Below are 15,001 nucleotides of genomic sequence, written 5' to 3'. Positions count from 1 at the left end.
GGAATGGACCGGGCGGCCTAGCCTCGATGTCAGGCCCGGGCCGGCACCGGCCCGGCGCCCGCCGCCACGGAGCGTAGGCTTTCCCGGTAGCGCCGGCTGCACGGCAGGACACTGCCGTCGGCCATGTGCAGGCGGGCTTCGCCCGCGTCCAGGGGTTCGATGGCGGTGACCTGGGCCAACTGGACGAGATAGCTTCGGTGGGCGCGAACGAACACCGTCGGATCGAGCCGGGTCTCCAGCGCCGCCAACGTGCTGCGGAGCGGGTAATCGCGTCCACGCACGCGCAGGTTCACGTAATTGCCCGATGCCTGCGCCCATTCGATGTCGGCGGTGGCGACGAGGAAGTCGCGGCCGAGCTTGCGCACGAGGAATCGCTCCGGGCGGTCCACGGATTCCACGGGCGGCCCCACGTCCGGCGCGTCGAGCAGGTGGGCTTCGCCTTTCACCCGCCGCCCGAACCACTCCACCATGTGCCAGAAGGCCACGATGACGAAGACCGTTCGGACATCCTTGAAGTATTCATAGATGAGCTGCATCCGCAGCGAACCCGGTTCGAAGGCGACGCCGGCCAGGCGGTAGACGAGAAGACGCAGCAGATCCATCCCCGCGACGTGCAAGATGCACCACAGGACGCTGCCGAGGAAATACAAAGGCAGGCGCCGGCGCCAGGTATCCGCGTGCAGCGGCCACCGGTCGCAGGCGCGGAGCAGGAAGGGCAGCATCAGCAGCGAGACGAGCACGCTGGTGAGTTCGTTGGTGGCGATCTGCCAGGTGGCGATGGGGATGCCGTAGCGATCGGCATCCATCCGGTTGGTGAGGGTGTTGCCGATGGCCGCGCTGCCGAAGGCCAGGATCCAGAAGGCGATCATGTATCGGCGGCGGCGGCGGTGCGCGCGATCGAGTTCGAGGCCTGGCGGCGTGGGCGCTTGGGTCATGCGGCGGATGATAGCGCCCGGCGGCCTGTGGAGTGGGCAAGGGTTCGGCGGGCACCCATCGCCGACAGGGTCGGCTCCCACAGTGGGCGGCTCCCACCTGCGCGGCTCACATAGAAAGAGGGCGCCTTGCGGCGCCCTCTTTTTCACTTCGCCTTGTACAGCTCGCCCAGCCAGTCGGGCTTGCTCTTGTCCCGCTCGAGGTGCGGGTACTTGAGGCCTTCGTGGTAGTCGATCTTGATCGTCTTGTACTGGTCGAAATTCTTCACCAGCAGTTCGATCGGCGCCTTGTCGGTCTTCGCGGCGGTGACGGCATCCTTCAACGCGTCGCCATCGAATTCCTTGTTGTTCACCGCGACGATGTGCATGCCCGGCGACAGACCGGCATTGAACGCCGGACCATCCCAGCGCACGTCGGAGATATCGCCCTTGGACGACACCGCGAAGCCGGCGGAATAGGTCAGGTCGGTGTAGTGGCGGCGGCCTTCGACGGCCTTGAGCGCATCGGACGGCTTGTCGTTGTACACGAGCTTCCAGCCGCCACGCTCGATGCCTTCGAGGTCACCCTTGTGGCCATCGACGCGGTCGCGCAGGTACTTGGCCCAGTCGTACGGCGTGATGCCGTTGAGCGTGGAGACCACTTCCTCGAAGGTATACGGATTGACCTTCCAGTCGCCGTCCTTCATGCCGAAGAAGGCCTTCGCGAAATCGTCGAGCGAGCGCTTGTTCTTGGTCAGCTCACGCAACTTCGTATCCACGTCGAGCCAGATCATCTGCCCGCCCGAATAGTAGTCCTCGCTCATCTGGTAGTTGCGGTACGAGAGCGGACGACGCTGCGCGATCGTCGGGTCGTTGGTCGTGTCCTGGATATTGCGCCAGGACAGGCCGGGACGACCCTTGTCGTAGGTGGCGGCGACGAAGGCGAGCATGTCACGCGCCTGATCCTGCGAGAGCAGGCCGGCACGTGCGGCGACCACGTTGCCCCAGAACTGCGTCTGGCCTTCGTAGACCCACAGCAGGCTGTCACCCATCGGCACGTTGAAGTTCGGCGTGGCCAGGTCGGCGCCACGGCGGTACTTGCCGTCCCAGGAATGGTTGTACTCGTGCGCCAGCAGGTCGCGGCCGAGCCAGCTCTTGTCCCACTCGGTGAAGTAGTTGGGCGAAGCGCTGTTTTCCGACGAGCGATGATGCTCGAGGCCGATGCCACCGAGCTTTTCGGTCAGCGCCAGCAGGAAGTCGTAATGGTTGTAGTGACGCGCGCCGTAGAGCTTGTCCATCTGCTGGACCAGCTTGCGGTGGATCTCGAGCGCTTCCGGCTTGATCTCCAGCGACTTGGCATCGTCGGCCACGATGTTGAGGTGCACCGGCGAACGGCCGTTCGGGTCGAGGTCGACGCGCTTGAAGTAGCGGCCGGCGAAGATCGGCGAATCGACGAGGTCGTCGTAGTCGATCGCCTTGAAAGTGACCGTATCGCCGTCCTTGCTGGCCTGTTCCAGCGCCGTGCCGAACTGGAAGCCCGCGGGGAACTTCACCGACGGCTCCACCTGGATGCGATCGGCGCGATAGCCCGCCGGATACAGCGAGACCTGGTTCCATTGCACGTTGACGATGTCGGGCGTCATGACGATGCGGCCCTGGCGGGCATCCTGCGGCGTCAACGTCTGGAATTCCACGTCCACCGAGGACGCACCGGCCGGCACGTCCACATGGAAGGCGTAGACATTGAACTCGTCGCGCTTCCATTCGATGCGCTTGCCACCGGAGGTGACGATCAGGCCGGCGAACTGGTCGATCGGGCCGCTGGGCGAGTGATGACCCGGGATCCACTCCGGGAACAACAGGGTCAGCGGACCCGGCTGCGCGGGGATGTTCTCGCGCACGCGGAAGATGCGGCGATCGAGGTCGGTGGCGTCGACGACGAGCTTGAGGGTGCCGTTATAGGCGGTGTCTTGCGGTGCGGGGACATCGTCCGCGCGGACGGCCGAGGCGCCGATACCGGCCAGGGCGGCCAGCAGCGCGGAGGCGAGCATGGTGGATTTCACTGTGTTCTCCCGTGGAACGTGATGGTCGCCCGTCATCCCTGCCGGACGGATCGGCGCGTTCCCCTGAGGCCCGCGCAAGCCCTCGATCCTAAACGCCGGGCTGCGGGCTTCCCTATGCCAGAGGTCACGGGCGGGACTTTCGCCTTGACTTTGCCATAGCACCAGGTGCTACCATCTTTCGCATGAGCGAATGGACGCATCGCCAGAGGGTCTTCAAGACCGCCTGGTTTGCCAAGGCGGCGAGAAAAGAGCGGATTCCGGAATCGGAACTTCGTGCGATCACCCGCGAGATCATGTGTGGGCAAGCCGATGATCTGGGCGGTGGTGTTTTCAAGAAGCGACTGCATAGAAACATGCACCGCGCTATCGTCGTTGCCAAGGGCCGTCGTTTCTGGATATTCACCTACTTATTCGCGAAGAAGGATCGAGCCAACATCGACGATGCGGAGCTCGCTGCCTTTAAGAAACTCGCTGCGCTATATCGCGGCAAGTCCGAGAACGACATCGAATGCGAAATCGCCGCCGGTGAACTCGTTGAGGTGCACAATGACTGCTAAGCGCAAATACAAGAGCGACGCATTCGAGGCCATTCACAGCGCGGTGGCCGGCATGCATCGTGCCGGAACGATCGACAAGACCACGATGAGGGAATTCGATGCCACGTGCATCGCCGTTCCGCCGGCAATCGAACCTTCGCAGATCAAGCGTCTCCGCGAAACCAACCACGTAAGCCAGCCCGTCTTCGCGCGCTATCTGAATACGAGCGAAAGCACGGTAGAGAAATGGGAGACGGGTGCCAAGAAGCCTAGCGGCATGGCACTGAAGCTATTGGCCGTGGTCGCGAAACACGGCCTTCAAGTGTTGGCTTGATAAGAACCCGCCTCGCTACAAGGCGGGCTCATCACATGACTCGCGTCAGGCCCGCGCGGGAATCTTCAGGCCTCGCTGCACCGCGGGGCGCGACATGCCACGCTCCAGCCAGGCGATGACATGGGCGTATTCGTCGAAACCGACCAGTTCGCGGGCGCCGTAGAACGTCACGAGGTTGTTCACCCAACCCAGCGTGGCGATGTCGGCGATCGTGTATTCGTCGCCCACGATCCACTCGCGCCCTTCGAGCCGCCTGTCGAGCACGCCGAGCAGGCGTTTCGACTCGGCGACATAGCGTTGCAGGGGGCGCTTGTCCTCGTATTCGCGGCCGGCGAACTTGTGGAAGAAACCCACCTGCCCGAACATCGGGCCGATGCCGGCCATCTGGAAGAACAGCCACTGGATGGTTTCCCAGCGGCCACGGGCGTCCGCCGGAATGAAACGGCCCGTCTTCTCGGCCAGGTAAAGCAGGATCGCACCGGACTCGAACAGGCCGATCGGTTCGCCGCCGGGGCCATCCGGGTCGATGATCGCGGGGATCTTGCCGTTCGGATTCAGCGCGACGAACTCGGGCAGCTTGCTCTCGTCCTTGCCGATGTCGACGAGATGAGGTTCATAGGGCAAGCCCAGTTCCTCCAGCATGATCGATACCTTGACGCCGTTCGGCGTCGGCAGCGAATAGAGCTGGATACGATCGGGATGGGCGGCGGGCCACACGGCGTTGATCGGGAAGCTCGTGAGATCGGGCATGGCGCAGTCCTTCGAAGGTGATGACCGAAGGTAGGGGGTCCTTGCCGGCGATTCAATGCTCGGCTGTCCCGCAGGCGTACGACTGCCGCGCCGTCGCCTCCGGTAGGGCGAGGTACAGGCTGTCACCGTGCGTCGCGCCGCACGTGCATGCGATGGACCCCGTGCGCCGTACACTGCCGCTTCCCCGCGTCACCTCCCCCTATCGCCTGCAAAGGACTTGCCATGGCCCCCTTCCTTACCGCCGCGCTGCGGTGCGCGCCCATTCTCATGAGCTGTTGCACGATCGGCGTCAGCACTGCCGCGCCGTCGGCCGACACGCATGCCATCGCCAGGTTCGACCGGGCGGTCGCCGCGGGATTGCCTCGTACCATTCCCGTCCCGACGCGGGCGGCGCTATCCCGCGGCAGCGATCCAACGGGCTTGCTCGTCGTTGAATCACACCTCGACATCGGCGTTCGCTTCACCGACGGCGCATCGGGGGACATGTACCTGGCGACATGGCAGGGCGAACCGGCGGTCGTGACCCGGTCCGGCGATCACCTGGACATCACCGTGGCGCATCATGACGGCATTTCCGTCACAGGCTTCGACGGCGACAGCGACGCGGCGCATGTCATCGAGTCCACTGACGGCAACGCGGGAATGGATGCCGCGAACCCCACCTTTGCGACGCATGCGCAAAGGCGTAGCGACATTGCCGGCGGAAACCCGGCAGCGCTTCCTCCCCGCACGACGAACCAACACCCTACGCTCACCTTCTGGATGTTCCTCCACGACGACACGCTCGACCTCGACCGAAAGCACATCCACGCACGGTATGTCGCCTGGTGGATCGCTGACATGGCGAAGATCCTTCCCACCAGGAAGTTGTGGGCGATCTATAGCCAACAAGTCGAGGGCGTCACGGACATCACGTATGGAAGTGAGACTTCCCTTCGCGACTGGACGACGGCCATCGACCTTTACGAGCGTCGGAACAAGCTCCCGCGTGTTCCCGGAAAGTTCGAATACAAGTTCATGCTCGTCACGAACGGCGAGCCGATGCCTGGCATCACCGGGGTGGCTTGGCTCGGTGGCGACGAGGCGATCGCATCGCTCTCCGGCCGCTACACGATCGTCGCCCATGAATACGGCCATACCCTGGCCGCGATGCACGACGATGCCGAGGTGCGATGGTCGTCCCTGTGGCCCTGCGAGACCAATCTCATCTCGGGCACCGTCGCACTGCGATCCAACTGCTATCGCTATTCGACGAAGAACGAACGCAACATGCGTGTCCACATCGCCCGCGAGTGGACTGTGCCGGTCGAGCGTCATCCGCATGGAATTCCGCTTTTCTGCAAATAGGGACGTCTAGACCCCTATACATCCTCGTAACTATTCGCTATAACCGGTAACAAGTGCTGCATCGCAGCACGCGCTGTCTGCTGAACGGAAGCGACGCGTTCGCACGCGTTTATCGGCTCATCCCGCCCCGGCAACCTCCGCGTTGCCGGCGTCGGAGATGTGCCCGGGGGTCACCACACAACACCGATATCCAGGTTCCGCATGCGCGGAGCCCGGGCATGCCTTTGCCTTGACACCGCTCCGAGGAGGCGCTTCTTCATGCTCAGCTTCAAGTCCCTCAACAAGACCACCCTCGCCGTCGCGCTGGCACTGGCGACCAGCCCGGCTGCCTTCGCCCAGTCGACGACCGGCGGCCTCTTCGGACAGGCACCCGCCACCGCCGGCCAGACCGTGGTGGTCACCAGCGATACTGGCCTCAGCCGCGAAATTCCGGTGGATGACCGCGGCAGGTATTCCGTGGGCCAACTACCTCTGGGCACCTATACGGTCAGCTTGCGCGCCAATGGCCAGACCGTCGACACACGGCAGAACATCGTGCTCAAGGTGGGCGCCGGCACCGAGGTATCGTTCGTTCCAGGCGACGCACAGACACTCGGCGGCGTGACCGTATCGGCGTCCGCCTTGCCGAAGATCGACGTCTCCACCATCGATTCCCGCACCGTCGTCACCTCCGAGCAACTCGCCCGGTTGCCGCTCGGACGCAATTCGGAAGCCATCGCCCTGCTTGCGCCGGGGGTGGTCAACAACGGCGGCAGCTTCAAGGGACCCACGGGCAACTCGCTGGTGAGTTTCGGTGGCTCGGCCGCGAGCGAGAACGCGTACTACGTGAATGGTTTCGCCACCACCGATCCCTTGCGCGGCTTCGGTGGGCTCTCGCTTCCCTACGGCGCCATCGACCAGCAGGAGGTCTATACCGGCGGCTATAGCGCACAGTTCGGGCGCTCCGACGGCGGTGTGATCAACGTGGTCGGCAAGCGCGGAACGAACGATTGGCACTTCGGTGCGCAGGTACTGTGGGAGCCGGGTTTCGCCCGCGCCAGCCAACGCGACCGGTACTTCGAGAACGGACTGCCCGCCACGCCGCGCGCGGGCTCGCTGTACTCGCCGGATAGTGAAAACGACAACGACAGCACCACGGTGAGCGCCTATGCGGGCGGCCCCCTGATCAAGGACAAGCTGTTCGTCTTCATCGCCGGTGAATTCCAACGGCAGGAGGGCAACACCGTGAATCCCGTCAGCGGCTATACGAGCACGAAGCCGTACGTGGATTACCGGTACAACTCGCCGCGCTGGTACGGCAAGGTCGACTGGAACATCACGGACAACAACATCCTCGAACTGACCGGCGCCTCGGACAAATACGAAACCTCGGGCAGCATCTACAACTACGACTACAACAGCCGCACGCGCCTGGCTCGCATCGGCCAGGACGACGACATCAAGACCGGCGGCAACCTGTGGACGGCGAAGTACACCGGCTATATCACCGACGACCTCACGATCACCGCCCTCTACGGCAAGCTGCATACCACCGACTACGATGCGCCGGGCGGGTACGATCCCACGCTTACTTACGTGGACGGCCTGGTCAACCAGAACCCGGCGCTGAACGGCGGCACCGGGCGCGGCAACAGCCAGACGGTGTCCAGCCTGAGTCCGTCCGGCCGCGGTAACCGCACCACCAACACGCGTTTCGACGTCACCTACAAGATCGGCGACCACACGATCACCGCCGGCATCGACAACCAGACGGCGACGGCGCTCGACCAGGGTTCGGTCACCTCCGGACCTGGTTACTCGTGGACGTATGGACAGGGCGACCCCGGCACGCCTATCTCGACCGGACTCGGTGTGCCGGCCACCGGTGGCTTCCCGAACGGTGCCGAAGGGTATTACGTGGTGCGGAACATCAGCAGCAGCCTCGCCACCGTGCGTTCCACGCAGCGGGCGCAGTACATCGAGGACAAGTGGCAGGTCAACGACCGCTGGCTGCTCTCGGTGGGCCTGCGCAACGATCAGTTCCAGAACTTCAATGCGGATGGCGATGCCTTCGTTACCCAGCACAAGCCGCAATGGGCGCCGCGTCTCGGCGCCAGTTGGGATGTGTACGGCGACGCGACCTTCAAGGTGTACGCCAACGCAGGCCGCTATTACCTCGGCCTGCCGCTCAACCCCGCGTTGAACGCCGCGGGTGGCGCGCTCACCACATCGCAATACTTCACCTATGGCGGCATCGCCGCCGACGGCACGCCGACCGGCCTCACCACGATTTCGCCCCCGGTCGCGGCGAACAACACCTTCGGACAACTGCCCGATCCGAAGACGGTCACGACCAAGGGCCTGAAGTCGGAATACCAGGACGAGTTCATCCTCGGCTTCACCAAGACGCTGGGCACCGACTGGGTCTACGGCGCGAAGGCCACGCAACGCGTCCTGCGCAACGCCATCGACGACTATTGCGACATCGACCTCGTATTGGCAAAGGCCCAGTCGCTGGGTTACGACGTCACCACCGACAGCAACCCCGTGAGCTGTTGGTTGTTCAACCCGGGCAAGGCGAACACCTTCAACCTGGTCGACACTTCGGGCAACTACGTGAGCGTGCCGCTCACCAACAAGGAGTTCGGTTTCGACCGCCTGAAGCGCCGTTACTACGCGCTGGAAACCTTCCTGGAACATCCCTTCAGCAACGGCTGGTACGGCAAGGTCAGCTATACCTTCTCACGCAGCTACGGCAACACGGAAGGCCAGCTCCGTTCGGATCTCTACCGCGAATCGCGCGGCACGGGCCAGACCGCGGTCTCGACGACGCAGGACTGGGACAATTCGTACATCATGGTCAACACCAACGGTGTGCAGAACAACGATCACAAACATCAGCTGAAGTTTTTCGGCTATTACCAGTTCACGCCCGAGTGGCTGGTCAGCGGCAACCTCAGCATGATCTCCGGTGCGCCGAAACCCTGCCTCGGCTACTTCGGCGTCGACCGCACCGACCCGGCCGGCTACGGCAACAGTTATCACTTCTGCAATGGCTTGCCGTCGCCACCCGGAAGCCACGGGCGCCTGCCTTGGGTGCGCCAGATCGATCTCGGCGTCACCTATCGCCCGGCCTTCGCCGATTCCAGGCTGGCGTTCAACGCCAACGTGTTCAACGTGCTCAACGAACAGAAGGTGATCGGCATCTATCCCAACGCCGAGTCGAACCCCAACCTTGCCAATCCGCTCTACGGAACGCCGACCTCGCGCCAGCTTCCGCGCTATGTGCGGCTCAGCGTGAATTACGACTACTGAAGCCGAAACGCATCGGGGGCGGCCTTGCGGTCCGCCCCCGATCTACATGGCGTGGAGCCAGGCGGGTACCCGGTTATTCCAGGTCGCCCAGGCGCGAATCCATCTTCGGTGCGGCCAGCCAGCCGCCGATGTCTTCGCCGATGGCGTTCACCGTCCGCGACAGCACCGAACAGTTGCCCTTGAACCCGCCGAACGCGCCGCCCATCGAAGTGCGGCGCGCCTTGAAGCTGCCCACGACCTGGCCGTTGTCGTACAGCTTGCCGCGCACCGACATCGACTTGCGGTGCCCGATGAAGCCATTACCGTCCGCCGCGACGTCGGTGATCTCCAGCTCCAGTGCACGGCCGGTGGTGGCGCTCGTGACCTGCGGCGCGAACGTCACCGGCACCCCACCCTCTTTCGCCGTGGCGGCGATCGCATCGGGCAATTCCTCGTCGAGCTTGCACTCGGCGCGAACGGCCTTCGGGATCTCCGCGTCCTCGTTGAAGGCCACGGGCCTCGGTACCGTCACGCCGTCCGCCGCGAGTGCCGCCGGCGCGGCGGCCAGCATCATCAGTACGGCAAGTGTCCCCTTCCCCATCGTTCTCTCCCTTGATTGATCCATGCCGATCCACGTCGGCGCGCACATTATGCCTGCGCGCGATTGAGCCGGCTGTGCTTCACGCCATAGGTGAAATAGACGATCAGGCCGAGCCCCATCCAGATGGCGAAGCGCTCGAAGGTGATCCAGGGCAGGCCCCAGATCAGCGCCAGCGAGAAGAGGATGCCCAGCGGCGCCACGAACCACACGGCCGGCGTGCGGAACTTGCGCTCCAGGTCAGGTTTGCGCACCCGTAGCACCAGGACCGATGCGCAGATGAGGATGAAGGCGCTGAGCGTGCCGATGTTCACCAGTTCGGCCACTTCGCCGATCGGCAACAGGCCGGCGACGATCGCGGTGAAGATGCCGAGGATCATGGTCGGCCGTGCCGGCGTGCCGAAACGCGGATGCACGCGGGCGAACCATGCGGGGAGCAGCCCGTCTCGCGCGAGCGCGAACCAGATACGCGCCGCGCCGAGCATGAAGGCGAACAACACGCTGATCACGCCGATGACCGCCGCGACGGCGATCACGTTGCTCAACCAGGGCAGGCCGATGGCGTTGAAGGCATCGGATACCGAAGCCTCCCCGCTGAGCGTGGCGTAGGGCACGATGCCGGTGAGCACGAGGGATACGGCGATATAAAGCACCATGGCCACGGCCAGCGAGAGCAGCACCGCGCGCGGGAGGTCGCGCTGCGGGTTCTTCGCTTCCTCGGCGGCGGTGGTGAGCGTGTCGTAGCCAAACACGGCGAAGAAGACCACGCTCGCACCCGTGAGCACGCCGTGCCAGCCGAAGTGGCCGACGCCCTTGTCGTCGAAGATCCGCTCCGGAATGAACGGGTGCCAGTTGGCCGTATTGATGAAGAAGGCGCCGACGCCGATCACCAGCGCCACGCCGAGCACCTTGATGCCCACGATGACGGTGTTCAGGCGCGCGCCCCATTCGGTGCGGACGGAAAGCAGGATCGCCACCAGCAGCGAGATGCCGGCCGCGATCACGTTGAAGCGGTGGTCATCGGTCGGCGCGGCGACGGGCTCGGCGAACGAGACACCGAGCGAGCCCAGCCCCTGCTGCCAAAAATACTTCATGGTGTCGGCGCTCATGCTCTTCTGCGCCCATTCCGGCAGGTGCACCCCGGCGCTGGCCAGCAGGACCTGCACGTAGCCGGACCAGCCGATCGCCACGACGGCGACCACCAGCGCGTATTCGAGGAGGAGATCCCAGCCGATGATCCAGGCCGCTCCCTCGCCGAGCACCGCGTAGCCATAGGTGTAGGCGCTGCCGGTGACCGGGATCAACCCGGCGAACTCCGCGTAGCAGAGCGCCGCGCAGGCGCTGCCGAAGCCGGCGATGATGAAGCTGAGGGCCACGGCGGGCCCCGCGTTGAGGGCGGCCTGCTGGCCCGCGAGCACGAAGATGCCCACACCGATGATCCCGCCGATGCCGATCGCCGTGAGCTGCCACAGGCCCAGCACGCGCCGGAAGTCCGTGCGCTGGCCGACTTCGGCCTGGAGCTGTTCGACGGACTTGTGGCGGAGGAACTTCGCTAACGACATCGGGTGGATCCCCTGGGGCTGGCTGACCGGGGATCATAGCCGGGCAAGCCCGGAGTGTCGTCAGCGCGGGCCGATGCGCCGTGTCAGCGTCCGTCGAGGGCCTTGCGTCCCAGGGCCGGGTCGTCGGTGAAGAACGCATCGATGCCAGTGGCCAGATAGGCACGGATCTCAGCGACGGAGCCGGCTTCGTTGCGCGCGGCATCGCCGGCGCCGTCGCGGAAATCCGCCGCCAGGAAATGATTCTCGGGACGGAAGGTGTACGGATGGACCTCCAGCCCGGCGGCGTGCGCGTCGCGAACCAGCGGCGTCACGGGCGCCAGCCGGCCATCCTTGCCCAGCGGAATGATGCTCCGCGTGGAGGGGCCGATCGCGTCCGCGTAGGCGGCAATGGCCTTGAGGCCCGAGGGCGTCATCATCTTGCCGTACGTGGTCGACGGCTCATCGGCCGGATGCTCCGCCGCATCATCCATCAGCTGCAACAGGCGGACATTGGGATGGCCCTTGCCGAGCTTCCCACGCAGGTACTTCAGGTTGCCGACCTCGAAGGACTGGATCTCCACCGGTGCCCCACGTGTGTAGGCATGGGCATCCAGGGTCGCCAGCACCTTGTCCTCCATCGGCAGGCCGAGGCCACGGAAGTAGGTGGAATGCTTGATCTCGGGGATGATGCCGATGACCCGCTGGCGGGCCGAGGCCTCGGCGGCGACGAATTCGATCATCTCGTCGAAGGTGGGCACGCTGAACTGCCCGTCGAACGCCGTGTTCGCCTTGCGTATATCCGCAAGGCGCTCGCGGGCGCGCAAGGTCTTCAGTTCGGCCAGGGTGAAATCTTCCGTAAACCAACCCGTGATCCTCACGCCGTCGACGGTCTTGGTCGTGCGCCGGCTGGCGAACTCCGGATGCGTGGCGACATCGGTGGTGCCACCGATCTCGTTCTCGTGACGGATCACCAGCACGCCGTCCTTGGTCGAGACCAGGTCCGGTTCGACGAAATCCGCGCCGTCCTCGATAGCCACCGCGTACGACGCAAGGGTGTGCTCGGGCCGCAAGGCACTGGCGCCACGATGGCCGATAACGAGGACCTTCGTGGCAAGCGGGGCCACCGGGGCGGCGGTCGAGGGCATCGAAATCGCTCCAAGGGCGAAGAACACAGCGCACGAGGATAGAGCAAACGCCCTCATCAGAAATCCGCCGTCAGGGTGAGGAAGCTCTGTCGCGGGGCACTGGCGTGGAACGCCAGGGCACGGCCTTGCGGGTCCGTCGCCGCGAACGCGGTGAGGTTCGTCGCGTAGCGGTGGTCCGTAAGGTTGGTGATGTTGAGCGCCAGGGTCAGCGCCTTCAGGCTGGCGATGGGACCGAAGTCGTAGCCGGCGCCGAAGTCGAACGAGGTCGCACCGGCCACGCTCTGGTCGTTCGTATAGGTGTAGTAGCGCTTGCCGGTGTACTTGCCGCGCAGACTGGCCGACCAGGGCCCGGAGGTCCAGCTGATCTCGCTGGCGAACATGCGCTTGGGCGTATCCACCGTGGTCTTGTCCTTCACCGGGACGATCTTGCCGCCGGCGACATAGTTGTCGTCATACGTGGAGTCGTTGAACGACGCCGAGTTATACCACTCGAAACCACGCACCGGCTTCCAGATGAAGGTGAACTCGGCCCCGCGGCTGCTCACCGAGCCCACGTTGACGAAGGCCGTGTTGCATTCGGGCCGTGTACCCACCTCGATGCTCGGGCAGGGATTGAGCGAGAGCAGGCGGTTGTCGAATTTCACGTCGTACAGCGCGACCGACGCTTCGTATCCCTCGCCGACGCTGCGGAAGCCACCGTCGATCGAGCGCGACTGCTCGGGCTTCAGGTTCGATTTCGTGCCGTCGAAGGCGGCCTGCGACACCGACAACGGGCCACCCGCGCCACCGCCCTGGAAGGCGGCGATGTTCTTGGCATAGGAAAGGAAGATCTCCTGGCCCGGCGCCAGCTGGTACGCCAATCCGGCCTGCGGCAGCAGGGACTTGCCCGCCTTCAGCGTGCCATTGGCATAGGGGCTCTCCACGCCAGGCAGCTCGACCGCCTTCATGGTGGTATGGGGGCTCTTCACGCCCATGTCGATGGTGAGGCGGTCGTCCAGCGCCTTGAAGCTGTCCTGCAGGTAGGCCTGCTTGGTGGTGATCGTATAGTCCTGCGCGAACAGGCGGCGATCCGGATCGGAGAGATAGCGGTCGTCGCTGACCGGTCCGTCGATGTAGTAGAAATTGCGCTCGACGTGATGGTCGTTCTTCTCGTACCAGACGCCGCCTTCCACGTGGTGGTTGCCCAGGTCCCACGACAGCGACGCGATGGCGCCGTTGCGGTTGATCGTGTAGTTCGTGCTGCGGATCGAGATCGGCAGTTCTTCCGGGGTACCTGGATTGGACTTCTGTCCCGGTGACCACCAGTGGCCCTGGCCGGCGTTTTCGTGGTGATAGACCTGGGTATGCAACGTGGCCGCGTCGGCGACGGCGAAGTCGCCCGCGAGGTAGTAGAGATCGTCGCGACGCAGCGCTCGGCTCTGGTAGTACGCGTCGTCGATGTTGTCCACGCCACCGGAGAAACCACAGCGTGGATCGCTTACGCCACCCTTGGTGTACGCGGGCGCGCAATACGCCGCCGCCAACGCGCGGTTCCAGTCGGGGGCGTAGAGGTTCCAGTCCCAACCGAGACCGCGCTTCAAGCCACTCTTGGAGAGATAGGCGTAGTCGGCCTGGCTCGTGCGCGAGGTATCTGCGAACCCTGTGATGCGGTTGCCTTCACCGAACTCATAGACGGCCTTGCCGTTGAACTGCTTGGTATTTGTCGGCGAATTGGGTCGTGCCCACATGTCCGCGTCGGCATGGGCACCGGACAGGTACATGGAGAAACCCTTGTAGTCGCCCGTGTCGATTCGCGCATAGGTACGCCGGTTGTGATCGCTGCCGAAGGTCTGCGCCACCTTGCCGCCGAAGGTCTTGGCCGGGTCCGACGAAAAGTACTGGATGGCGCCGCCGAGGTTGCTGGTGGAGGCCGTGCCCAGGGCGCCGATGCCTTCGGACAATTCGACGGTCGCCATGTTCTCCGGCAGCAGCGCGCGAGAGATGTTCAGGCCGTTGTAGTTGCCGTAGGCGTTGTCGCCCAGCGGCAGGCCGTCGAGCGTGTAGCCCAGGCGGGTGGTATTGAAACCGCGCAAGGTGATCGACTGCGATTCCTCGTTGGCGCCGAAGGCGTCGTTCGATTGCACCGAGACGCCCGGCAGGCGGTTGAGGATCTTCTGCGGGCTGGTCCCCGGCGGGAGCACCTTCTGATCCTCCGGCACGATGCGCTGCACCTGACGCGTCTCGCCCTGGCCGATGACGGAAACCGCTTCCAGGTCCTGGGTCTTCGGCGGCGGCACATCGTCGGCATGAGCCTGGAAAGCAAGCGCGGAGGCGAGGGCGAGGAACAGGGCGCGGCGGGAATACATCATCGACAGGTAACTCGTCATGGGAAGCGGACGAGGGTGACTGACGAGTGTTTACGTTTTTTTACGGCTCCGGGAAGATGTTGCGAAGCGGTGACGTGGGTCGCAGTTGCGGCAGCGTCCCCGAACTGCAACATCGCGGCGTCACTATTCCCCCTTTT

Annotated in this window: 11 protein-coding genes; 4 read left to right on the top strand and 7 right to left on the bottom strand. The window is 64.4% G+C overall.

Features of this window, described 5'->3' with window-relative positions:
* Window positions 1–29 precede the first annotated feature (29 nt).
* On the bottom strand, window positions 30–935 hold the full coding sequence (locus QFZ41_RS11335; RefSeq protein ID WP_429198872.1) for a LytTR family DNA-binding domain-containing protein: 906 nt from the start codon (window positions 933–935) through the stop codon (window positions 30–32).
* Window positions 936–1,078: 143 nt separating this feature from the next.
* Window positions 1,079–3,010 (bottom strand): M61 family metallopeptidase, encoded by a 1,932-nt coding sequence (locus tag QFZ41_RS11330; protein ID WP_429200219.1) that lies wholly within the window; start codon window positions 3,008–3,010, stop codon window positions 1,079–1,081.
* A gap of 146 nt (window positions 3,011–3,156) precedes the next feature.
* Here QFZ41_RS11330 and QFZ41_RS11325 point away from each other — a divergent pair, with 146 nt between their 5' ends.
* Window positions 3,157–3,531 carry a type II toxin-antitoxin system RelE/ParE family toxin gene (locus tag QFZ41_RS11325; RefSeq protein ID WP_429198871.1) on the top strand — a complete coding sequence of 125 codons (375 nt, stop codon included), beginning with the start codon at window positions 3,157–3,159 and terminating at the stop codon, window positions 3,529–3,531.
* On the top strand, window positions 3,521–3,844 hold the full coding sequence (locus tag QFZ41_RS11320; RefSeq protein ID WP_429198870.1) for a helix-turn-helix domain-containing protein: 324 nt from the start codon (window positions 3,521–3,523) through the stop codon (window positions 3,842–3,844). Before QFZ41_RS11325 ends, QFZ41_RS11320 begins: the two co-directional genes overlap by 11 nt.
* Window positions 3,845–3,889: 45 nt before the next feature.
* Here the strand turns inward: QFZ41_RS11320 and QFZ41_RS11315 are convergent, their stop codons facing one another.
* Entirely contained in the window at window positions 3,890–4,594 is a 705-nt protein-coding gene (locus tag QFZ41_RS11315; RefSeq protein WP_429198869.1) for a glutathione S-transferase N-terminal domain-containing protein, read from the bottom strand.
* A gap of 222 nt (window positions 4,595–4,816) precedes the next feature.
* Here QFZ41_RS11315 and QFZ41_RS11310 point away from each other — a divergent pair, with 222 nt between their 5' ends.
* Together QFZ41_RS11310 and QFZ41_RS11305 are read left to right on the top strand one after the other, a co-directional pair.
* A complete protein-coding gene (locus QFZ41_RS11310; protein ID WP_429198868.1) occupies window positions 4,817–5,941 on the top strand; it encodes a hypothetical protein in 1,125 nt (374 codons plus the stop codon).
* Window positions 5,942–6,199: 258 nt separating this feature from the next.
* Entirely contained in the window at window positions 6,200–9,235 is a 3,036-nt protein-coding gene (locus tag QFZ41_RS11305; RefSeq protein ID WP_429198867.1) for a TonB-dependent receptor, read from the top strand.
* A gap of 73 nt (window positions 9,236–9,308) precedes the next feature.
* Here QFZ41_RS11305 and QFZ41_RS11300 read toward each other — a convergent pair whose 3' ends face one another.
* From QFZ41_RS11300 to QFZ41_RS11285, 4 genes are all read right to left on the bottom strand, one after another.
* Complete coding sequence (locus tag QFZ41_RS11300; RefSeq protein WP_429198866.1) at window positions 9,309–9,815, bottom strand: hypothetical protein; 507 nt, start codon at window positions 9,813–9,815, stop codon at window positions 9,309–9,311.
* A gap of 47 nt (window positions 9,816–9,862) precedes the next feature.
* Window positions 9,863–11,374, bottom strand: coding sequence for an amino acid permease (locus tag QFZ41_RS11295; RefSeq protein WP_429198865.1), 1,512 nt, complete (start codon window positions 11,372–11,374; stop codon window positions 9,863–9,865).
* A gap of 83 nt (window positions 11,375–11,457) precedes the next feature.
* On the bottom strand, window positions 11,458–12,498 hold the full coding sequence (locus QFZ41_RS11290) for a glycerophosphodiester phosphodiesterase (RefSeq protein WP_429198864.1): 1,041 nt from the start codon (window positions 12,496–12,498) through the stop codon (window positions 11,458–11,460).
* Between the two features lie 56 nt (window positions 12,499–12,554).
* Window positions 12,555–14,864: a TonB-dependent receptor gene (locus tag QFZ41_RS11285; protein ID WP_429198863.1), complete on the bottom strand. Its 2,310-nt coding sequence runs from the start codon at window positions 14,862–14,864 to the stop codon at window positions 12,555–12,557.
* Between the last annotated feature and the right edge of the window lie 137 nt (window positions 14,865–15,001).

This window comes from Luteibacter sp. W1I16 (assembly GCF_050434905.1).
In the GTDB taxonomy this organism is placed as follows: Bacteria; Pseudomonadota; Gammaproteobacteria; order Xanthomonadales; family Rhodanobacteraceae; genus Luteibacter.
This window is presented reverse-complemented; position numbering and strand designations above follow the sequence as displayed.